10 protein-coding genes are annotated in these 23099 nt (G+C 56.6%); 2 read left to right on the top strand and 8 right to left on the bottom strand.

The genetic code is table 11. The annotated features are described in order from the left end of the window. Positions 1–28: 28 nt before the first annotated feature. A complete protein-coding gene (locus HZ995_RS09730; RefSeq protein WP_209355472.1) occupies positions 29–496 on the top strand; it encodes an RrF2 family transcriptional regulator in 468 nt (155 codons plus the stop codon). 72 nt (positions 497–568) lie between these two features. Here HZ995_RS09730 and HZ995_RS09725 read toward each other — a convergent pair whose 3' ends face one another. From HZ995_RS09725 to HZ995_RS09705, 5 genes are read right to left on the bottom strand one after another with little or no spacing between them, the layout of a single operon-like run. Then, positions 569–1870: a TRAP transporter large permease gene (locus tag HZ995_RS09725; protein WP_209355471.1), complete on the bottom strand. Its 1302-nt coding sequence runs from the start codon at positions 1868–1870 to the stop codon at positions 569–571. Beyond that, positions 1863–2375 carry a TRAP transporter small permease gene (locus tag HZ995_RS09720; RefSeq protein WP_209355470.1) on the bottom strand — a complete coding sequence of 171 codons (513 nt, stop codon included), beginning with the start codon at positions 2373–2375 and terminating at the stop codon, positions 1863–1865. Before HZ995_RS09720 ends, HZ995_RS09725 begins: the two co-directional genes overlap by 8 nt. Positions 2376–2380: 5 nt before the next feature. Continuing rightward, complete coding sequence (locus tag HZ995_RS09715) at positions 2381–3370, bottom strand: TRAP transporter substrate-binding protein (protein ID WP_209355469.1); 990 nt, start codon at positions 3368–3370, stop codon at positions 2381–2383. A gap of 29 nt (positions 3371–3399) precedes the next feature. Further along, the gene (locus HZ995_RS09710) at positions 3400–5118 is read right to left on the bottom strand and encodes a thiamine pyrophosphate-requiring protein (protein ID WP_245168637.1); all 1719 of its coding nucleotides are present in this window, start codon (positions 5116–5118) and stop codon (positions 3400–3402) included. A gap of 20 nt (positions 5119–5138) precedes the next feature. Continuing rightward, positions 5139–6599 carry an aldehyde dehydrogenase gene (locus HZ995_RS09705; RefSeq protein ID WP_209355467.1) on the bottom strand — a complete coding sequence of 487 codons (1461 nt, stop codon included), beginning with the start codon at positions 6597–6599 and terminating at the stop codon, positions 5139–5141. 129 nt (positions 6600–6728) lie between these two features. Here HZ995_RS09705 and HZ995_RS09700 point away from each other — a divergent pair, with 129 nt between their 5' ends. Next, positions 6729–7436, top strand: a complete 708-nt coding sequence (locus HZ995_RS09700; protein ID WP_209355466.1) for an IclR family transcriptional regulator — start codon at positions 6729–6731, stop codon at positions 7434–7436. Between the two features lie 12 nt (positions 7437–7448). On the opposite strand, the gene HZ995_RS09695 is transcribed toward HZ995_RS09700, so the two are convergent. From HZ995_RS09695 to HZ995_RS09685, 3 genes are all read right to left on the bottom strand, one after another. Continuing rightward, complete coding sequence (locus HZ995_RS09695; protein WP_209355465.1) at positions 7449–10472, bottom strand: Hint domain-containing protein; 3024 nt, start codon at positions 10470–10472, stop codon at positions 7449–7451. A 255-nt stretch (positions 10473–10727) separates the two neighbouring features. After that, positions 10728–11756: a glutathione S-transferase C-terminal domain-containing protein gene (locus tag HZ995_RS09690; protein ID WP_245168636.1), complete on the bottom strand. Its 1029-nt coding sequence runs from the start codon at positions 11754–11756 to the stop codon at positions 10728–10730. 443 nt (positions 11757–12199) lie between these two features. Next, positions 12200–22984 carry an Ig-like domain-containing protein gene (locus tag HZ995_RS09685; protein WP_209355463.1) on the bottom strand — a complete coding sequence of 3595 codons (10785 nt, stop codon included), beginning with the start codon at positions 22982–22984 and terminating at the stop codon, positions 12200–12202. Positions 22985–23099 lie beyond the last annotated feature (115 nt).

The raw sequence follows: 23099 nt of genomic DNA, 5'->3' as shown, positions 1-23099 counted from the left end.
GCGGGTTAATTTGACCTAGGTTTGGCACATGCAGCTTTCAAAGTTCTCAGATTACGCGCTTCGGGTGATCGTTCACCTCGCCGCGTCCCCGGATCGATTGATGTCCACACGTCAGATCGCCGAGATCCATGACGCCAAATACAATCACATGGCTAAGGTCACCGGCTGGTTGGTGTCCGAGGGCTATGCCGAATCCTTGCGCGGGCGTGGCGGCGGTTTGCGCCTGTCCAAAGAGCCCTCCCAGATCAGCCTTGGGGCCCTGTTGCGCAAGCTCGAAGAAGACAAGCCCATGGTGGAATGTCTTGGTGCGGATGGGGGCACGTGCCGCTTGTCTCCGTCTTGTGGGCTGTCCGTGGCGCTCCAAAACGCGCAAGAAGCGTTTTTTCAGACGTTGGATCCAACAACCGTCGCGGATGTCATCACCCTGTCGCCAGGAATGGCGAACCTTCTGAACTTCCTGAACGACGAACCTCTTAGGCCAGTCTCGAGTTCATAAATCCAGACGCAAAAAGGGCCGCTCTTTGCAGAGCGGCCCTTTAACGTTGGCGACGACACAATGCCGTTGGGTCTATTTCATTTGCTCGGGAAGGAAGAGAGCAATCTGAGGGAAGAGCACCAACAGCAGCAAGCAAGCAGCCATTGCCAACCAGAACGGGAAAACCCCGCGGAAGATTGTCGACATCGGAACGTCTGCGGCGACGCCTTTCACCACAAAGACGTTGATGCCAACAGGCGGTGTGATGAGACCCATCTCGATCACGATCACCGCGATAACGCCAAACCAGATCGGGTCAAAACCCAGACCAGTGATGATCGGGAAGACCACCGGAAGCGTCACAACCAGCATCGCCAGGCCATCAAAGAACATGCCCAGAATGATATAGGCGATCAGGATCAGCAGCAGCGTGCCGTATTTGCCCAGACCCAAAGACTCAAGCCCATTGGCCAGCGTTTCAGGAATATGGGTCAGCGCCAAGAACGGGCCAAAGACATGCGCCCCGATGATGATCAGATAGAGCATCGCCGTCATCGTCACGGTCTCGATCAGAATGTCGGGGAAGTGCCCGAATTTCAGCTTGCCCGTGACCAAGGCCAGCACAGTCACCATGAAGGCCCCCACGCCTGCAGCTTCTACTGGTGTAAAGACACCAAGATAGATACCGCCAATGGACACCAGGATCACCGAGATCAAAGGCAGCGCGCTCACCGAGGCACCAAGTTTTTCCGCCATGGAGGTGATCGGACCAGCGGGGCCTTCCTCTGGCTTAAAGAGCGTGATGCCGATGATCACCAGAACAAAAAGCGCCGACAACAGTAGACCCGGGACAATGCCCGCAATGAACAGCTTGCCGATGCTTTCTTCCGTCAGGATTGCATAAAGCACAAAGCCCGTAGACGGCGGGATCAGGATCCCCAACGTACCACCCGCGGCCACAGAGCCAGTTGCCAGACCGTCAGAATAATTGAACCGCTTCATTTCTGGCAGAGCCACCTTGCCGATGGTCACAGCCGTCGCAACGGACGACCCGCTGACCGCCGCAAAGGCTGCACAGCCCATGACGGTCGAGGACGCGAGCCCGCCGCGGAAGCGTCCGACCCAAGCGTGTGCGGCCTCATAAAGGCGCTGCGAATAGCCCGCAGCCCCAGCCACATTGCCCATCAAAACAAACAATGGAATGACCGACAGGCCATAAGAAGTGACCGAAGAATAGGTCTCTGACGACATGGTCGCGATCGCGGCACGCGAGCCGTCCATGACCCAAATCCCTCCCATTCCGATGGCCAAAAGTGCCATGCCGACCGGAAGGCGGATCAGCAGCCCGACAAATAGCGCTGCGATGCCGAGGACGCCGATTAAAGTCTCACTCATATCCACGCACTCCATGGCGAATTTGGGAAATGATCTTAAGGACCAAGACACAGGCAAAAAGGCCCATGCCTGCCGTGATCGCGCCATAGGCAATCCAGACCGGGATCTCGATCATATTGGTGACGTCTTCGTACTCATAGGCGTCCAAAGCTTTGTCCCAGGCTTTTTGCACCAACAGATACAGAACAAAAACGCCAATACTGCGCGACACGAGATCACAAAAGAAACGGCCCACATCGCCGAGCATATCGTCAAAGATGTCCACGCGAATGTGTTGGCCCTTGAGCGAGGTGTAGGGCATCGCCAGCATCACAACGACGGCCATTCCGATCTCGACCAGCTCTTGGTTACCCAGGATCGGCTGGTTGAGAACATAGCGAAAGAAGACGGCCACCGAGACAAGGATCATGATCGCAAAGAGCACGATACCGCCAAGCAGGGCCGCGAAGCGGAAAACACGCTCAAGGGTTCCCCCTTGAGCGCCGAGTTGTTCGGAAGCCGACATATCTCTTACTTCTTCAGAGCTGCGGACCAAGCGACCGCATTCACGCCGTCACCTTCGAGTTCAGCAGTAACTTCACCTGCCAGAACGTCAGAGGCTGCGTTGAATTCGGCAGCGGCTTCGGCGGACAGTTCGATCACTTCACCACCTTCGGCAGCCCAATCGGTCAAGGCTTTGGTTGCCGCGTTGTCCATGGTCACGCGGCCACCTTCGGACATTTCAGCGCCTGTCATACCATCCAGTTTCGCCTGCGTTTCCGCATCCAGATCGTTCCAGCTGTCACGGTTCATAACCAGCATGAACAGAGAGTTGGTCGCATTCATGCCCTTGGTGACATATTTGGTCACTTCACCCAGCTTGAAGCTGTGCAGAACGGAAGGGTCTACAAGAACGCCGTCGATAACACCGGTTTCCATAGAGGTATAAACCTGAGTGATCGGCATAGACACTGGTGTCGCGCCCCAAGCCTCGATCACACGACCCGTATTTTTAGACGGAACCCGAATTTTCAGGCCTTCCAGATCAGACAGGGCCCGGATTGGCTTTTCTGCAGTCAAAAGAACGGCTTCTTGCGCGTTCCAAAGACCCAGCAACTTTGTGCGACGGAATTCTTTGTCGAGCATGTCGATATTGTCCCAGATCGCTTGGGGCGGCGTGTCGTAGCCCACGACCATACCTGGAAGTTCAACCATCAGAGACTGTTTGAACTGAGACGCCGTGTAGCCTGGGAGGCCATATACAATGTCCGCAACGCCGTCGATCACGCGGTCGTATTGCTTGACCGGGCCTGCACCCAATTCACCGCCAGGATAGACGCGGATAGTGGTCTCGCCGTTTGTTGCCGCAGCAATTTTGTCCGCAAGAGGCAGGAACATTTCATTGTGCAGATGGTATTTTGGCGACGAGAAATGCGCCAGCTTCAGCTCATCGGCTTGAGCAGTGACTGCAAAGGTCGCAAGGGCTGCTGCACCTGCGAGGGTTTTCGTGAAAATAGACATTGGATTAACTCCTCCACTCAAAGTCTAAGCTAGTGAACCGCAGTGGGTTCGATTGCGATGTTGAACAGGACCTGTCGCTTTTCCTCGGTGGCGACTTTGATGGCCCTGTCCAGAGCCGCCGGCAACTCAGAGCCGGTGGTGACTGTTTCGGTGTAAGCGCGGCTGGCGCTTGCGGTTTGGGTAAAGTCTGGGCTTGGCTTCAGCGACGTCAGCGGAACCTCGTTGGATTTCGCAGCGAGCCCGCCTTTATAGAGCCCCTGAACAGAGTGACGCACGGCACCCCATTCTTCATTGTTCAGCACCAGAATAATCAAGGGCAGCTCAAGCGCTTCGAGCACTTGGTGGCACACTGTCGGATTGGCGAACATGTAGCTGCCGTCACCTACGGTGGCAAAAACCAGACGGTCCCGATCCGCCAGCTGCGCACCAATTGCGGCCGGTACACCCCAGCCCAGCCCCCCGGAATGCGGCTCCTGGAAATAGCCTTGGTGTTGGTTCAGGTTCAGAGGCTCCAGCGGGCAGCCGAGCTCGTGATACACACTCGCCTTTTTGCCAGAGGCGCGGATGGCCTGACCCAGACACAGACTGACCCATTCTTTGGTCATCGGGCCCCGCTCGCCGTTGCGTGCCTCTTCTAAGACTCTGTCCTGACGCGCTTTGCTGATCGCGGTGATCTTTTCGCGGCGCGCATCCAAGGCAGCTTCGTCGCGCGGCAGGTCTTTCATAGCCTCGGCCAATGCAAAGATCGTATCGGCGGTTTCACCTACGACGGTAACGTCCGCCTTGAAGTTGCGCACAGGCGTACGTGTGAACAAAGGATCCGGTCCCATTTGGATCACTTTGACATCATCGCGCAGGGTGACTTTGTCAGGGAACCAAGGTGCGAGGCTGTTGATCACCAGCACCACATCTGCCTCAGCCAAAAGCGCTTCAGGCGCCCAGCCGGTCTGCATCGGGTGATCCAGTGGAATAGAGATCTGGTTCGCCCAATAGTGGTTCAACGGCAGCGCCCAGTCGGTGACAAAGTCGCTGAGGGCGTCAAACCCTTCTTGGGTGCCAGCGCCGCGCTGACTGATGATCAGCGGATTTTTTGCGCCTGCCAGCAACTCAGCCGCTCGCGCCAAGGACGCGCGATCCGGTGCTGCGATCACAGGGGCCATGATGGATGGCTGATCCAGCCCTTCCGGCGGCGTCTGCTCACACAGCACCTCACGCGGGAGGCTCATGTAGATTGGGCCTTTGGGCGTCGAATTCGAGATCGCCCAGCCGCGGTCAAAGAGGTCAGAGATCTGCTCTGGGAACTTCAGTTCATATTCCCACTTCGCGACTTCCCGCACGAGGGCGGTCTGGTCATACATTTCCTGACCCCAGCCGATTGGCACGGTGCGCGCGCCAAAGCGGTCTTTCTCCATCACGGGCGTCCGGCCAGACATCAACAGCATCGGGATGTGATCGCAATTGGCGTTGATCACGCCGGTTGCACCATTGGACAGACCCACATTGGTGTGCAGCATCACGGCCTGGATCTTGCCAGAGATCTGGTAGTAGCCATGCGCCATACCGACGGCCACCATCTCATGCGGGACAGTGATCGGGGTCGGCAGATCGATGCCTTTCTGGTTGGCTTCGATCAGACCCTCGATGATCGGCGGGAAGTCGGTGCCGGAGTTGGTAAAGACATACTCAATCCCCAAGGCCTTCATCTTGCCGAAGATCGCGCCACCCGCGGTGACTGTCTCTTTTGTCATGTCCTTCGCCATAATGGACCTCAAATTGGGTAGTGTTGGTCAGCGTCTTCGATGGTGATCCAGCGCAACTCGGTGAAGGCATCGATTCCGGCGGTGCCCCCGAAACGGCCATAGCCAGACGCCTTCACGCCACCGAATGGTATCTGCGCTTCATCCGCGACCGTCGGGCCGTTCACATGCGCAATCCCGGTTTTCAGCTGACGCGCAATATCAAAGGCACGACGGGTGTTGCGGCCATGCACAGCGGCGGTCAGACCGTATTCTGTGTCATTGGCAATCCGCACAGCGTCCTCGGTGTTTTTCGCCCGGATCACAGTGGTCACAGGACCAAAGCTCTCTGCCGCGTAGATATCCATCTCGGGTGTCACTCCGTCTACGATGGTTGGCGCCATGATCGAGCCGCTCTCTGGCACGCCACCGGTGACAACGGTTGCGCCTTTGGAAACTGCATCTTCAATCAATGACTTCACATGATGAATGGTATCGATATCAACGACCGAGGCAATGTGAACTTGTTCAGTCGGCGCGCCAACAACCATGCTCTCCGCTTTCGCCTTGAAAGCGGCAACAAATTCCTCGGCGATTTCAGGTACCAGAACGACTTTCTCGGTCGACATGCAGATCTGCCCCTGGTTCATGAACGCCCCGAAGTTGGCCGCGTTCACAGCGCCGCCAATGTCGGCATCGTCCAGAACAATCAGCGGCGCTTTGCCACCCAGTTCCAGCAGGCAAGGCTTCAGATGTTTCGCCGCCCGTTCTGCAATGATCTGACCAACGCGGGTCGAACCGGTAAAGTTGATGCGACGTGTCAGCGGATGATCGATCAGAGCGTTCACGATCTCTGGGCCGTCCTCTGCTGCGTGAGAGATGATATTGAGCACGCCCTTCGGCAGCCCACCTTCCACCATTGCATCACCGATCAAACGATGCAGGCCCGGGCATTTCTCTGACGCTTTCATCACGACTGTATTGCCGCAGGCAATCGCCATAGCGAAACAACGCACACCCAGAATAACCGGCGCATTCCAAGGGGCCATGCCCACAAGCACACCAATCGGTTCACGGATCGCCATTGAGAGGCAGCCCGGTTTATCGGAAGGAATAATCTCGCCCTTGATCTGGGTCGTCATCGCTGCGGCTTCGCGCATAATGCGGGAGGCCAGCATGACGTTAAACCCGATCCAGCCCGCGGTGCCGCCTGTCTCTGCAGCGCCAAGGGCCGCAATATCAGCGGAGCGCGCTTCCAGAGCATCCGCGCAAGCGTTCAAAATCGACCGGCGCGTATTGGGGCCAGTCACCGACCAAGTCTCAAACGCGGCATCCGCGGCCATGACCGCGCGATCGACATCCCCGGCTTTCCCCGCAGCCGCGATGGTCACGACCTCTCCGGTCACCGGAGACTTGCGCTCGAAAGTCGATCCCGACTCAGACGCAACCGACTCACCGTCAATCAGGTGATCCACATTAAGAACTTTGGTCATTTTTCCTACTAATCTCATTTTGTGAGATTGATATATCATTAATTGAGTTTTTATGTTTTCGTCAAGCGATGATTGTCGGGACAAACTTTGAAGCCCGTTGTATGAAGCCAAAGAGAGAGGGTCACAGAGATGAGCACGCCATTAAACGGATCGGTCCTGAAGGCCTTTTCCATCCTGGGACTGTTTTCCAAAGACCGGCCCGAAATCACTGCAAATTCAGTGGCCTCTGAACTTGGAACAAATGTCGCGACGGCGCATCGGTTTTTGCTGACGCTGGAGTCGATTGGCGTCCTGGTCAGCTATCGTCGCGGCTATTTCGCACTTGGTGGAACCATCGAAGAACTGGGTCGGCTGGCAGAATCGGTCAACCCGATCTCGACCAAAGTGCAGCCCATTATCAACGAGGTCGCGCGCGAGATTCGCGAATCCGTCATGGTCTGCCGATTGGGCCGCCGAGGGCCAACCTGCATCGCCGTTGCAGTCTCTGATCAACCTATTTCGGTCAAAACAGATATCGGGACAGTCCTGCCAATAGATGTGACCGCGCACGGGCGCTTGTGGCTGACGCATATGTCCAAAGCGGATCGCGCCCATTGGCTGAAAGGCACATCAAACGACCTCGACGACGAGCTGGCCAAGATCAAATCCCAAGGGTTCGCGCAAAACCAAGGTGACAATGAACCCGACCTAGGGGCAGTTGCCGTTCCTGTCTTTGGTCACGATGGCAAGCTGGCAATGACCGTCAGCGTCTTTGGCATGTTGAGCCGTTTCAATGACTCGCTCGTGTCCCGCTCCGTCACATCGCTGAAACAGGCCGCACGTGCGATAAGCGGCTAAACGCTCTTTCTATCAGGCCGTCAAACCCAGACACTGACGCAGAGATTCATCGGCGGTTTTGCCACGCAGAGTGCTGCGCTTTGCCAAAGGTCGAACACGCTCGCCAAAAACTTCGCCGAGATTGGATGCGCCCGAAAAATATGGCTCCAGTTCTGGGAAAACCGCCACGATTTCCGAGACCGCCTCTGCCCCGATCGCCGCAATCGCGCCTGCGCCCGGATACATGGTTTCCGTCGCAATACCTTCGGCAAAGACGATTTCGTGCCGCTCACAGAGGAAATGCGCGTAGGTCACAGAATCTACATCATCCTCGACAAAAGCAAACTCTGGCCCAGCCTCTTCGACAAGATGCTTGGCTCTGACCAGGTGATCCGAGACTTTCACCCCATGCTGTGGCGACACGCGAAGATCGGCCTCGTTGCCCAAAGCGCCTGCGGGGATCAAGATCGGCTTTAGCTCTGGCGCGTATTCTAGTTCCTCGGTCAGAATATGCCTTAAGCCCACCCAGCGCACAGGCTGAAAACCGTTGTCCATTGTGCGCACCAGATCGCCGATGCGCAGCAATTCGACGGCCTTCGGTCCTTCACTCGTCTCGATCATAGTCCCCGCCACAAAGCAGGGAATGCCTGCGGCCATCAGGCCGCTTTTGTCCATTTGCTCTGGCGTGACACCCTGCAAGACAACCGAGGAACCATCTGGGAAAGTCAAAAGCGCGTTGCCGTTTCCGTCGTCCGAGACGGATACGCCCTTGGTGCTGATCGGGTTGCCGTCCGCGTCTTCGAGATCCTGAACATCAAAAACGTCGAATGGCGCGCCGGTGCCGTCGTCTAGCGTAAAGTCGGTAATGACATCGGCCCCGGCGGCGGGGTTCATATCGATCACATCCGATCCTGCACCCGTCGTGATGGTGTCGCTGCCAGTTCCGCCCGTGATGCTGTCGTCCCCATCCCCGGCGTCGAGTGCCAGCCCGCTCGAGGCAGCGGAGGCATCGATGGTGTCCGCATTGTCAGTTAGGTTCAGCCCTTCGATTTCAGAGAACTCGACTGTATCGATGCCATCTGTCAGAGTGCCCGCACCGTCGCTGTTAAACGTCACATCGACACCATTGTTTTGGACGGCAGAGGCATCGATCACATCAATGCCGGTTCCCCCGACGATTGTGTCATCCCCTATATCGATGGTCCCAATGCCATCATAGTTGGTGTCGGTCAGAACAAAACTGTCATCGCCTGCGCCACCCTGAAGCAAGTCGTCGTCCTGACGCCCCTCCAGCGTATCATTGCCATCGCCGCCAATCAGGGTGTCAAAGCCCTCGCTGCCCTCCATCCAATCGGCACCTGTGCCGCCCTCAAGCAGGTCATCGCCGAAGGCCCCATACAGAGTGTCGTCACCCTCGCCACCCAAAACGGTGTCATTGCCGCCGTTGCCATCCACAAGATCGTTACCAAGACCGCCAGACACAATATCGTCACCATCTTCGCCAAAGACGGTGTCCGCGCCATCGCCGCCACTTAGGGAATCCGCTCCGGTGCCACCAAGGATGCGATCATCCCCGAGGCCTCCGTAAACCGTGTCTGCCCCGTCCTGACCAAAGATTGTGTCTGCACCGGCATCGCCGAAGACAACGTCGTCTCCGGCTTCGGCATAAACAGCGTCGTCTCCATCGCCGGCATCAACGGTGTCGTTGTCATCCCCGGCGAATATGCGGTCCGCACCGTCACCCCCGGTGATCGAGTCCTCGCCCGAGCCGCCAAAAACTGTGTCATCACCCGTGCCTGCCGCGACTGTATCGTTGCCTGCACCAGCCTCGACGCGATCATTGTCAGCACCCGAAACGATGCTGTCCGCGCCGTCTTGCGCATAGATCTGATCTGCGCCGTCGCCGCCAAGGATCGTGTCAGCCGTGCCGCCGCCCCAGATCGTATCCGCTCCGGCCCCACCGTCCAGATAATCCGAACCGCTGTTGCCCGCGAGGAAGTCGTCGCCTTCACCACCCAACACCGTGTCGTCACCCGCGCCACCACGCAGCGTATCGCTGCCGATGCCGCCGTCCAGCACGTCGTTGCCGTCGTTTCCGTAAAGCTCGTCGTTTCCGTCGCCGCCCAAGAGCGAGTCATGGCCACCCTCGCCAAAGATCAGATCATTGCCGCTGGATCCATCGATGGTATCGTTGTCCGCGCCGCCATAAACCGTGTCGTGACCGCTGCCTGCGGAAATGCTGTCAGCCCCTTCGTTACCTTCGACAAAATCGTCCCCTCCACCCGCGGAAATCGTATCGTTGCCTAGGCCGCCGTAAACGCGATCCGCGTCGCTGCCCGCATCGATCCAATCATCCCCGAGGCCGCCGTCGATCGTGTCCATGCCTTCATGGGTCGCGATCCTATCGTCGCCGCCGCCGCCATCCACAGAGTCAGAGCCGCCTTCGCCATAGATACTGTCAGCGCCCTCGCCACCCTGGATCGTGTCGTCGCCCGATGACGCCCAAATGGTGTCTGCCCCCGCACCTGCGATGACAGAGTCATTGTCCGAGCCAGATTCGACATAGTCGTTGCCCTCGCCCGCATCGATCGTATCGGCTCCGGCTTGACCAAATAGAGAGTCATTGCCGAGGCCGCCTATGATACTGTCATCGCCGCCTTGCCCCTCGATCCGGTCGTCGCCGCCGCCACCGTCAATAGTGTCCGCGCCGTCACCACCAGCTGATGTATCGTTGCCATCCCCGAGAATGAAATTTTCGTTGGCGGAGTCTCCGAAGGCAGAGCTCGATCCGCCATGGGCCGTGATGCTGCCAAAACCCGACAATTCCACTGCGGGGTCGAGGCGCACATTCACTCCTGCGCCTGTGCTATCCTCGCCGACGAAATAGGATGAGGTGCCATCGGATATCGAGATGTAGCCATGGCTCGCATAAATATTGACAGAATAGCTGTCAGCCAGCGCGCTGAAATCAAGCGTGTCTCCTGATCCCGACGAGGTTATTGTCTGCCAAAAATTCGGATCGTTCCAGTTTGCCTCGGTTACGATATAGTTCGCCATCGGACCCTCATGCGCATGGGGCTTTTGCCCTGCTTACCCGTTAAGAGGCCGCCGTCACTGGCGAGATCCTGCCCGATCCCTTTTGCGCGCCCGCTTCAGCGTTTTGCGCTTGTCACCTCTGATTGTCCAAACATGACACTGGTTAACTCTACGCTACATCATACAACACTCAACCGGTGGTGATATACCGCATTTAACTACTATTTAGTTAAAGAACGTTAACCGCAAAATTGCGCAATTGAGGTGTAAATCCCGCTATATGGCCGCCAATTCTGGATGTTCATAGGCTTCGGGATAGGGCATTGGGTGAAACGGTCCCAAAGGCACGACCCCGTTCCAAGAGCGTCCGAAATAGCCCTGACGGCAGTGCAACAAGGACCCGCTGTCGGCGACACCTGGAAGAGCAAAAACACGGCATAGCCAACGCCACAAATTTGGGTAATCCAGTATCCGCGCTCCGTTCAGTTTCATGCGCAGGTAGTAAACCGGGTCATGCCGATAGAGCGTTGGGAACAAACGCAAGTCCGCTTCGGTGAAGGCCTCGCCGGTGAGAAAACTTCGACCATCTGACAATATCTCATCAAGCTTTGAGAGCGTTTCAAAATACGAAACATACGCCTGCGTATATACCGACTGATCCGAGGAAAAACCTGCCTTATAGGCGCCGTTGTTGATCGTGACATAGATCTGCTCGTTCAACGTATCGATTTCGTCGATCAATCCCTCTGGACGCAAGTTTGGGAGCTGGTCAAACGAGTGCGTACTGCCCAGCGCCAGCGCGTGTTCATCCAGCATTCGAATAATCTCTGCACTCTCATTGTTCACGATCCTATGCGTGACTTTGTCATAGAGAATGGGCACAGATTGCTCGTCAGACCCCTCCGCCTGATAAATTTGCTTCGCCAGTCGATAGGTTTGACCTGTTCCTGTATCAAACGTGCACTCAGCCAACTCACTGCCTGTCAAAGTCGCTTTCCGGCCGGGTGAAAACTCCCAAAGGTTTGGCCCCACCGGATCGTCTTCGGTGGTTCGGTTTGGGAAGGCGACGTCCATTGTGATCGCTTCAGCAAGACCCAACACACCTCGTGCCAACGTAACCCGATGACACCACGGACAATTGAGCGCCACAAAGAGGTGATATCGCCCGGGTTCAGGCGGAAACTCGGGATCACCGATGGCGTGGCGAAATCCACTCACCCCACGCACAAACTCTCCACTCGCACGCCGCGCCTTGGCATCGGTTTGATCCTCTTGAGTGGATTTGTCTTCGGTTCGGTTTCCCACGCGATGCCTCTTGGTCGAATTCAGCAACTGTCCTTTACAAAGTGAAATGCATCCCGCTTTAACGCAAGCTCGAAGCACGAGTGCCAGTGCACAGCATCTGTGCAGAGCCAACGACGGATCTCGCGGAAAATTTAATAGATTTTTCTGATAGGTTTTGAAGCTTATCGAGCCGCATGTTTACGCTAGAGTTGGCCACTCTTGTTCCCCGCTCAGCCATCTATTCCCAATCCCTGACGACTGACGCAGGTTTGCAGGGCATGGATGGTGCAAGGTTTGAACCCTTCGAGAAAAGCTCTGGTTTAACGTGACCCGTCGCGGATTTGGTCCACATCCTTGGCGACAATCTGATCTATCATTCAGCTGATTTTGATTTAGCAAACGGCGGCGGCGAATAGGCTTCGAAGCCGCCGTTCTTAATACGCTCCTACCCAAACCGAGCAGGTTTAAATTAGGAACCCGTCCCCATCCAAAGTTATGGATACAGTTGTCTGAGCAAGGTCTTCCTCTTCGTCAGAGACCCCAACCGTATAGTCAATGGTCAGGGTTTCTCCGTCAGCCAATGCGGCCGCAACGGCAGACTGCGCAGCGCTTGGAACATTGATGGTCCAGTCCACTGTGTCTCCGGCCTGATCGACAGCATCAAATGCGATGAAGTCAAAGACATCGATTCCCGCCAGCGCTGAAGCATCCCCCGTGATCGTCGCATCCGTGGCAGCGACCGTATGGGTGTCGCCATTGTCCACATCCGAGAATGCGATGGTACCACTGTCGAGCGCGCTGTAGGTCACGCTCTCAACAACCGGCGCATCATTTTCGCCGCGTGCGGTGAAAGTGAGCGTCGCAGAGGCTTGCGCTCCGGAGGCATCTGTCACGGTGTAGGTAAAGGTCTCTTCAGCCGTTTCGCCTTTGGCCAGCGGCGCGTAAAGCGTCAGGTTCGGAGAAATGGTAATCTCTGTACCATTGACCGTCGCTGTGGAGCCATTGGACCCTACCGCGTCGACAGTGACCGTCAGGGTATCGCCACCCGCCAGATCAATGTCGTCGATCTTGTCGGCCACATCAACCACAACGCCGTCAGCCAAGGTACCATTGCCAATCGGCTGAACAGCACCAACCATCACATCTGTGGAGTTCCCAAGATATGATCCCGAACTGCTGTAGTTCTGGGTGTTGTTATACCAAGTGATTGCGAAACCACCGCCTGACAGCGCCGCAACCTCGGGTGAAGACTCGGACGAGCGGTCATTGCCAGAGCTGTCTTGAGCAACGGTCCCAAAGTCTATCACATCGCCAACACGTTCACCCTCTGCGTTAAACAGCTGCGCCTGGATGAGCAGCTCGCTGCTGACAAAGGTAGACCCATTGAAAGTCCTTTGGTTACTTTGCCAAACGACAACATAGCCCCCGCCTTCGAGGTTTGTGACAACCGGGTTGTAATCGCGGAACTCGTCATACTCTGACGACCCACTTGTTCGGTAAACGGTCTGACTCAGCTTCTCACTCGCGCCAACTTGTACGCCATCAGCATCAAAGCGCTGCACCCAGATATCGGAGTCATAGCCGGTCTGCGTCGTGCCGCTGTAGTCGTTGTAGTCGCCCTGCCAAACAACAACAAAGCCTCCGTCCTCGGTCGCCGTGATATTAGGCGCCCGATCATAGTGACGATCATAGGTGTCAGTGGAATAAGACGTGTCCACCGATCCAAGCGAAACCGCTTGGTTCACGGCTTGCCCATTTCCATCATAGACTCGCACATAGACATTGTTTTCTGAAGAGGTTCTCGTGGACCCGCTGTAAGTGCTGTGCTCACCGTACCAGACAACGGCATAGCCACCATCCGAAAGCGCTGTGACTTCTGGATTATAGTCACGATGCGCGTCTTGCGTGGAACTGCCAGAGGTATAGTCCACCGTCTGACTTACTTGCTGGGTCGCGCCTTGAACAGTTCCGTCAGCATTGAACAACTGGATAAAGACGTCTTGGGATTGGCCCACGTAAGCTGTGCCACTGTAGTTAGAATAACTGCCATGCCAGACCACCGCAAAACCGCCGTCGTCCGAGGTCGCGATACGGGGTTCATACTCGAAGTGACGGTCAACATTGTCGCCGCTATACGACCGATCATCGCTTCCAAGCTCCACCGCACTGCCGCGTGCGGTGCCATCTGCGTCAAAGGTTTGAACTTTGATCTGCTGGTCACGTGACGTGGTGATGACTGACGTGCCGCTCAAGGCATATTCCTGCGATTGCCAGGTGATCGCCACGCCGCCGTCAGCAAGGCCTCCGATGGTTGGATTGTAATCCTGGAAGGCATCAAACTGCGTGATCGAGCCATTTGTCGCGTGGACGGTTTGGCTTACCTGAATTGGATCCGTGCTTGTTGGATCGCCATTGGTATCAAACACTTGCACAAAGATATCACGTTCATAGCGTGTTGTGGTTGTGCCCGTGTAGGACCGGTAATCCCCGTACCAAACCATCGCAAACCCGCCGTCCGGCATTTCTGTCAGCATCGGACGGTAATCATAAGAGCGATCTAAGTCGTCGTAGATATTGCTTTGGTCGACCTCGCCAAAGGTTTGGATACCTCCGACCGGATTGTGCTCTGCATCATAGATCTGCACCGCGATCTGGTCTTCTCGCGACACTTGCGTACTTCCAGAATAGGTTCCATCCTGTTGCCGCCATGCGACTGCGTAGCCACCGTCGCCAAAGGCAACAGCTTGCTGCTCTCTGTCGTAGTTCGCATCATAAGTGCGCGATCCGCTGGTGTATGGATCAGTAACAGACACCTGTTGCTGGTTGGTTTCCGGAACTTCGGCATACACATACCCGTTCGATATCGCGGCCGCCTGTGCCGTCGGCGCATCGTTTTCGCCCGTGATCGTCACTGTGGCCGTTGCCGTCGATGATTTACCGGCAGCATCCCGCACCGTGTATTTGAAGGTGTCGGTTGTGGTCTCACCAACGGCCAGAGCCTCGAATGCGCCGTTCGGATCATAATCGAAGGTGCCATCGCCATTATTGGTCACAACACCCAGCGTATCGGCAGTATTCACCGAATAGGTATGGGTGTCGTTGGTGTCGACGTCCGTGAAGTCTGCTGTCAACGTTGTCGCAGGGCCGTCTTCGTCCGTAGCACCAGAAATGGCATTGGCTTCGGGTTTGTCGTTGTTACCGGTGACCGTCAGCGTGATGGTCGCTGTCGCCTGAGCTCCGGCCAGATCCGTGACCGTATAGGTGAAGGTCTCGTCCTCGGTCTCATCCTTGCCCAGCGCCGCATAATAGGCCGCGTTTGGAAGCAAGGAAATCACCGTGCCATTCACCGTCGCGGTCGAGCCGTTGGACCCGGTCGCCACCGTGACCGTCAGCTGGTCGCCATCGGGAATATCAGCATCATCAATCAGATTGGCGACGTCGACCTCGACCGGATCAGTCAGCTCTGTGCCACCGCCGCTTGCGTGAACCGCTGCCACGTACACGTCAGTGCTATTGCCCGTGTAGCTTCCGGAAGAGGTGTAGTAGTTCGTGTAGTTGTACCAAGTGATGGCAAACCCACCGTCATTCAAAGCCGTGACGCGAGCCTGACTGTCTTGGGAACGGTCATAGCCGCCTGCGTCTTGGACGACATTGCCCAGCGTAATCAAATCGTCAACTGCATTGCCGTCTTCGTCGAACCTTTGGGCCTGAACGACCTGCTGGCTTTCGACAAATGTGGAACCGTTGTAGGTTTGCTGATTAGAATACCATGCGACCACAAAGCCACCGCCCAGAAGATCGGTGATCTGAGGATCGGAATCTGCGATGCTATCATAGACTTGATAGTTGCCTGTGGTCCTCGAACCGGTTTCACTGATCTGCTGTAAACTCGTTACGGCGTCGCCGTTCTCGTCAAACTTCTGAACAAAAATGTCGCGCGTGTACTCGATGGCCGTTGTGCCGCTGTAGGCATAATGGTTTCCGTACCAGGTAACCACAAAACCGCCATCCGCGGTTGCCGCGACCTTTGGATTGTAGTCATAGGCACGGTCCAGATTGTCCGATGAGCGCGACGTGTCGACTTCGCCCAGCGAAAGCTCCGCGGAAACCGGTTGCCCGTCTGCATCATAGACACGCACCCAGATGTTTTCTTCCGAGGACACTTGCGTCGTGCCGCTGTATTCGGCATGGCGTCCACTCCAAGCAACGACATAACCTCCGTTGGCAAGAGCTGCGATTTCAGGGTTGTTGTCGTTATAGGCGTCATTGGTCGCGGAACCGCTTTGGTATTCAACCGTTTGAGAAACCTGGATAACCGACCCCTGCTCGGCACCGTCGGCATCAAACAACTGCATGAACACATCGTTAGATGACCCGGTATAGGTCGTGCCGGAATAGGTGTTGTAACTACCGTACCAGACAACCGCAAAACTTCCGTCCTCAGAAGCAGCAATACGAGGATTATAGTCGTAGTGCCGGTCGATATCGTCTCCTGTCCGGGACCTGTCATCGCTCCCGAGCGAAACTTCTGCACCTCGGGCTGTTCCATCTGCATCATAGGCGCGCACATAGATGTTTTGCTCACGCGACCCGGACACGAATGTCGACCCGGCCGCATCATAGTGGGTGCCGCGCCAGGTGACTGCAACACCGCCGTCCGCCAATGCTGCGATCTCTGGCTGATAGTCCTGGAATGCGTCATAGGCCGTTGTGTTGCCATTCGTGACCGACAAAGTTTGTGAGGTTTTGATTGGATCCGAACTCGTCGGTGATCCAGTCGCATCAAACACCTGAACGTAGATATCCCGTTCGTACCGGGTTTGTGTCGTACCGGAATAGCTACGGTAGTCACCCTCCCACGTCATGGCAAAGCCACCGTCAGACATGCTGACCATACGGGGATTGTACTCATAGGCTCGGTCTACATCCGTGTCGCCGCTGTAAGAGGTATCAATTTCTCCAAACAGCATCTTTGCACCAACAGGCTGATCATCTGCGCCGTAAATCTGTACGGCAATCTGGTCGGTTTGCGATGTTCTGGTTGTGCCTGAGTATTCGGCGTCAATCTCACGCCAGGCAACTGCGTACCCCCCGTCGCCAATGGCAATGACCGATGGATTATAGTCACTGTTCGCGTCGTATTGATAAGATCCACTCTGATATTGATCGGTTGTAGACACTTGTTGCGACGTCACAACTGGGTTTTCATCAAAGACAAAACCCGCGCCCTCTGGCGCAACTGCCGTATCTTGTGCCGTTGGCGCGATATTGTTGGTGACGCCGGTCACGGTCATCGTCGCAGTATTGCTGACCGTGGTTTTGCCATCGTCAATGTCATAGCTGATTGTGACAACGCGGCTTTCGCCCTGCCCCAGATCCTCGCCATATTGGATCGGATCAATCGAGATCGTGCCGTCGCCATTGTCAGTGAAGCTCAGAGCAACGCCCATGTCGTCCACAACGCTAATGCCAGACACAGACAGGTTGTCTCCGTCGATGTCCGTCGCACTCGCCAATAGATCAATCGTCTGAGATCCGCCGTCCTCGTCCACTGTCCCAGCATCGATAGCCGCAGCGGCTGGTGCGTCGTTCTGGCCTGTGATGGTGATGGTTGCCGTCTCAGTCGAAGTGCCGCCGCTGTCATCGGTCACCGTGTAGGTGAAGGTATCGGTCGCGGTTTCGCCTTCTGCCAGATGCTCAAAAGCTCCGTTGGCCGAATAGGTAAAGGTGCCGTCACCGTTATTTGTGACCTCTCCTTGGGTGCCCGTCGTATCCACGCTGAAGCTATGTGTGTCGGTTGTGTCCACGTCGCTGAAATCAGCGGACACAGTCACCGTATCCGGCGCAGGTTGTGGAACTGATGTGAATTGCACAGCGCCCACGTCAATATTCCCAACACGATTGTCCTGGAACGAAACGATCTCTGCTGAAATCTCATAAGTCGTTGGACCATCTGGTGTTTCTACGTCTGGCACAGAAATTGTCAGCGTCGCGTTGGAGACGCTGTCGCGATACAAAACGAACCCACGCGGATCGGCGACCATGCTCCCGGTGTACCCAGATAGTTCAAACAAGTTGGGGTCCGCCCAGGTGTCGACACCGTCAACGATGGAGGCCGCGACGGCTCCCCAATCGGCGTTGTTGCCGTTCAAAGACAATACCATGCCGTTGGTCACATTCAGGCTTTGCGCGGCCTGCAAAGGCGTGTCGATGGTGCCAACCGCGCGGAAGACCTCGGTGAGGCTCTGGTTTTCGTAATCCAGAACATAGAAAAGGCCTGCGTTTGGCACAGTCGAGCTGTCTGCGATTCCAAGCGAGAAGGCCTGCGCGCTGGTGCCTTCTTCGGCAACTTCGCCGCTGATCGCCTGCGCAACTGGTGCGTCATTGGTGCCGGTGACAGTCACGGTCACGGTGTTTACTGCCGTCGCACCATGGGCGTCCTCGGCGGTAACTTGGATCGTCACATCGCGGGTCTCGCCCAGTGCGAGATCTTGGAAATCAGAACCCGGGTCAAAGGTCAGGGTTGTGCCAGAAATGCTCGCGCTTCCCTCACTCGGGGTGCCAGTGATGGCATAAGCCAGCGTTGACCCATCATCGTCGCTGTCCGCATCCGCGCCTAGGGCTGCGAGATCCACGTCAACCGTCGCGCCGTCTTCATCGGCAGAAGCGAGTGCTGCCGCAAGAGTTGGAGCGTCGTTGCCACCGGTCACGGTCGCAGTCACGGAGTTCACAGCCGTCGCACCATGAGCGTCCTCGGCGGTAACTTGGATCGTCACATCGCGGGTCTCGCCCAGTGCGAGATCTTGGAAATCGGCACCCGGGTCGAAAGTCAGGGTCGTGCCGGAAATAGACGCGCTGCCTTCACTTGGCTGACCGGTCACGCTGTAAGTGAGCGTTGCGCCGTCGTCGTCACTGTCGACATCCGCGCCCAGAGCAGCGAGGTCCACATCAACCGTCGCGCCGTCTTCATCGGCAGACGCAAGCGCCGCCACAAGAGTTGGAGCGTCGTTGGCGCCAGTCACGGTCACCGTCACTGTGTTTACTGCCGTCGCACCATGGGCGTCCTCAGCGGTGACTTGGATTGCCACATCGCGGGTTTCGCCCAGTGCGAGATCTTGGAAATCAGAACCCGGGTCAAAGGTCAGGGTTGTGCCAGAAATGCTCGCGCTTCCCTCACTCGGGGTGCCAGTGATGGAATAAGCCAGCGTTGACCCATCATCGTCGCTGTCCGCATCCGCGCCTAGGGCTGCGAGATCCACGTAAACCGTCGCGCCGTCTTCATCGGCAGACGCAAGTGCTGCCGCAAGAGTTGGAGCGTCGTTGGCGCCAGTCACGGTCACCGTCACTGTGTTTACTGCCGTCGCACCATGGGCGTCCTCGGCGGTAACTTGGATCGTCACATCGCGGGTTTCGCCCAACGCTAGGTCTTGGAAATCAGAACCCGGGTCAAAGGTCAGGGTTGTGCCAGAAATGCTCGCGCTTCCCTCACTCGGGGTGCCAGTGATGGAATAAGTCAACGTTGACCCATCATCGTCGCTGTCCGCATCCGCGCCAAGAGCCGCGAGATCGACATCAACCGTTGCGCCGTCTTCGCTAGCAGATGCAAGCCCATCCGCCAGAGTTGGAGCGTCATTCACACCGGTCACGGTTACGGTCACATCGTTCAGCGCCGTCGCACCATGTGCGTCCTCGGCAGTAATCTGAATCACCACATTGCGGGTTTCGCCCTGCCCGAGATCCTGGAATTCTGAGCCCGGATCAAAGGTCAGAGTCGCGCCGGAAATGCTGGCAATCCCCTCGCCCGGTTGGCCTGTGATGGTATACTTGAGTGTGGAGCCATCATCATCACTGTCGACGTCATCGCCTATGCCGGACAGATCGAAATTAACAGCACCTCCGTCCTCATTGGCGGCAATACTACCCTCGGCCAAAGTCGGGACGTCGTTAATTCCCGTGATTGTGATTGTGGCGGTTTCGGTGGCGCTGTCATTGGCCGCTCCGCTGTCATCATTCACCGTGTAGGTGAAGGTATCGGTCGCGGTTTCGCCTTCTGCCAGATGCTCAAAAGCTCCGTTGGCCGAATAGGTAAAGGTGCCGTCACCGTTATTTGTGACCTCTCCCTGTGTCCCTGACGTATCCACGCTGAAGCTATGTGTGTCGGTTGTGTCCACGTCGCTGAAATCAGCGGACACAGTCACCGTATCCGGCGCAGGTTGTGGAACTGATGTGAATTGCACAGCGCCCACGTCAATATTCCCAACACGATTGTCCTGGAACGAAACGATCTCTGCTGAAATCTCATAAGTCGTTGGACCATCTGGTGTTTCTACGTCTGGCACAGAAATTGTCAGCGTCGCGTTGGAGACGCTGTCGCGATACAAAACGAACCCACGCGGATCGGCGACCATGCTCCCGGTGTACCCAGATAGTTCAAACAAGTTGGGGTCCGCCCAGGTGTCGACACCGTCAACGATGGAGGCCGCGACGGCTCCCCAATCGGCGTTGTTGCCGTTCAAAGACAATACCATGCCGTTGGTCACATTCAGGCTTTGCGCGGCCTGCAAAGGCGTGTCGATGGTGCCAACCGCGCGGAAGACCTCGGTGAGGCTCTGGTTTTCGTAATCCAGAACATAGAAAAGGCCTGCGTTTGGCACAGTCGAGCTGTCTGCGATTCCAAGCGAGAATGCTTCGGCGCTGGTGCCTTCTTCGGCGACTTCACCGCTGATCGCCTGCGAAACTGGCGCGTCATTGGTGCCGGTGACAGTCACGGTCACGGTGTTTACTGCCGTCGCACCATGGGCGTCCTCAGCAGTGACTTGGATCGTTACCTCTCGGGTCTCACCCAGTGCGAGATCTTGGAAATCGGCACCGGGGTCAAAGGTCAGCGTTGTACCAGAGATGCTTGCGCTGCCTTCGCTTGGGTTGCCAGTCACGGAATACGTCAGGGTGGAACCATCATCATCGCTGTCGACATCCGCACCTAGGGCTGCGAGATCCACGTCAACCGTCGCGCCGTCTTCATCGGCAGAAGCGAGTGCTGCCGCAAGAGTTGGAGCGTCGTTGGCGCCAGTCACGGTCACAGTCACCGTGTTCACAGCCGTCGCACCATGGGCGTCCTCGGCAGTGACTTGGATCGTCACATCGCGGGTCTCGCCCAGCGCTAGGTCTTGGAAATCAGAGCCCGGGTCGAAAGTCAGCGTTGTGCCAGAGATGCTTGCGCTGCCTTCGCTTGGGTTGCCGGTCACGCTGTAAGTGAGCGTTGCACCGTCGTCGTCACTGTCGACATCCGCGCCCAGAGCTGCGAGATCCACGTCAACCGTCGCTCCGTCTTCATCAGCAGATGCAAGCGCCGCCGCAAGAGTTGGAGCGTCGTTGGCGCCAGTCACGGTCACCGTCACTGTGTTCACTGCCGTCGCACCATGGGCGTCCTCGACAGTGACTTGGATCGTCACATCGCGGGTTTCGCCCACGGCCAAGTCTTGGAAGTCTGCGCCCGGGTCAAAGGTCAGCGTTCTACCAGAGATGCTTGCGCTGCCCTCGCTTGGGTTGCCGGTCACGGAATACGTCAGGGTGGAACCATCATCGTCGCTGTCAACATCCGCACCTAGGGCCGCTAGGTCCACATCAACCGTCGCTCCGTCTTCATCAGCAGACGCAAGCGCCGCCGCAAGAGTTGGAGCGTCGTTGGCGCCAGTCACGGTCACCGTCACTGTGTTTACTGCCGTCGCACCATGGGCGTCCTCAGCAGTGACTTGGATCGTCACATCGCGGGTTTCGCCCACGGCCAAGTCTTGGAAATCGGCACCCGGATCGAAAGTCAGCGTTGTGCCAGAGATGCTTGCGCTGCCTTCGCTTGGGTTGCTGGTCACGGAATACGTCAGGGTGGACCCGTCATCGTCGCTGTCCACGTCATCGCCCAAAGACGCCAGGTCAATGTCTACGGTCGCGCCGTCTTCCGCCGCGTCCAGAGTTCCGGCAACCAAGAATGGAGCATCATTATCGCCAATGACTGAGATCGTCGCGGTTGCTTGAGACGTGTCGCCGTCCAGATCAGAGACTTCGTAGATAAAGGTGACCTCGGCGACCTCACCCTCTGCGAGAGACTCAAATTCATCATTTGGGTCAAAGGAGAACGTTCCGTCAGGCGCCAAGTCCAAGACACCTGCGACAGGGCCTTGGATCAAAGTTACCTGAGCCAGACCATTGGGTACGTCGTCATTGTCAACCACCGAGCCAAACAAAACTGCGCCGTCGTCTTCGCTGAGTGTCACGGCGTCGTCTGAGGCCACAACATCCAGATCGATTGGGTCAAGGGATACACCATCGACGACGACTTCCACCTGCTCGAAACTATGCACGTAAATGTTGAGCGAGCGGAAATAGAAGGGGCGACCATCAGGTGCACGATGCTCGAGGAAGTATGCCATCTCCGCTTGGAAATACTCGTTTTTATAAGTGTCGAGGCTGATGTCCAGAACCAGCGTATCAACGCCGTTCCCACCGAGCAGTTTTGCAAAGCAGAGGTGCTCGTCAATCTGAACGGTAACGCGGTCATCCCCGCTGCCGGTGTGGACGAAGGCGAAGCCCTGATCGCCAATCGTGACGTTGTCGTCGCCCGAACCAGTGAGAACCATCCCACCGCCATCGCCAATATCTACCTGATTGTTGCCGTTTCCTGCGTGGACAAAATCCCAGCCATCCCCGGTTTCAATCGTATCGTCACCGCTGCCGGTTTGAACGAAGGATCCACCGTCACCAGTGCTAATCTCGTTGTTTCCATTCCCTGCGAAGATCTTATCATAGCCTTCGCCGGTGGTGATTGTATCGTCACCAGATCCCGATTTTATGAACGACCCACCGTCGCCCGCATCAATCTCGTTGTTACCGTCGCCTGCAAAGATAAAATCATACCCGTCTTCGCTGACGATCAGATCGTCTCCTCGACCGGTTTTGATAAAGCTTCCGCCGTCTCCGACATTGATATCGTTGTCGCCGTTGCCAGCGCTGATGCGATCAAACCCGTCACCTGCGGTGATCGTGTCATCGCCGCCATTGGTGGAAATACTGCTGCCGCCATCTCCAACGGAAATCTGATTGTCGCCGCCGCCAGCCTTGATCTTATCGTAACCATTGCCGGCTGTGATCGTGTCGTCGCCATTACCTGTTGTAATGCGGCTGCCGCCGTCACCAACGTCAATATCGTTGTCACCGCGCATGTCGCGTACTTTGTCAAAACCAGAATTTGCCATTAATCTTCATCCCCTGAAACGAGCCGCCCCTATTGGCTCGATGTGCACAATTGCGTCTTTCGACGCCTAAATTTCGAAAACGAGCGCGACGCCTTCCCAAACGTCAACGAAAGTT

Source organism: Cognatishimia activa, from assembly GCF_017798205.1.
GTDB classification, from domain to species: Bacteria; Pseudomonadota; Alphaproteobacteria; order Rhodobacterales; family Rhodobacteraceae; genus Cognatishimia; species Cognatishimia activa_A.
Note: the sequence above shows the minus strand (reverse complement) of the source record. Positions and strands in the feature narration are given on the sequence as shown.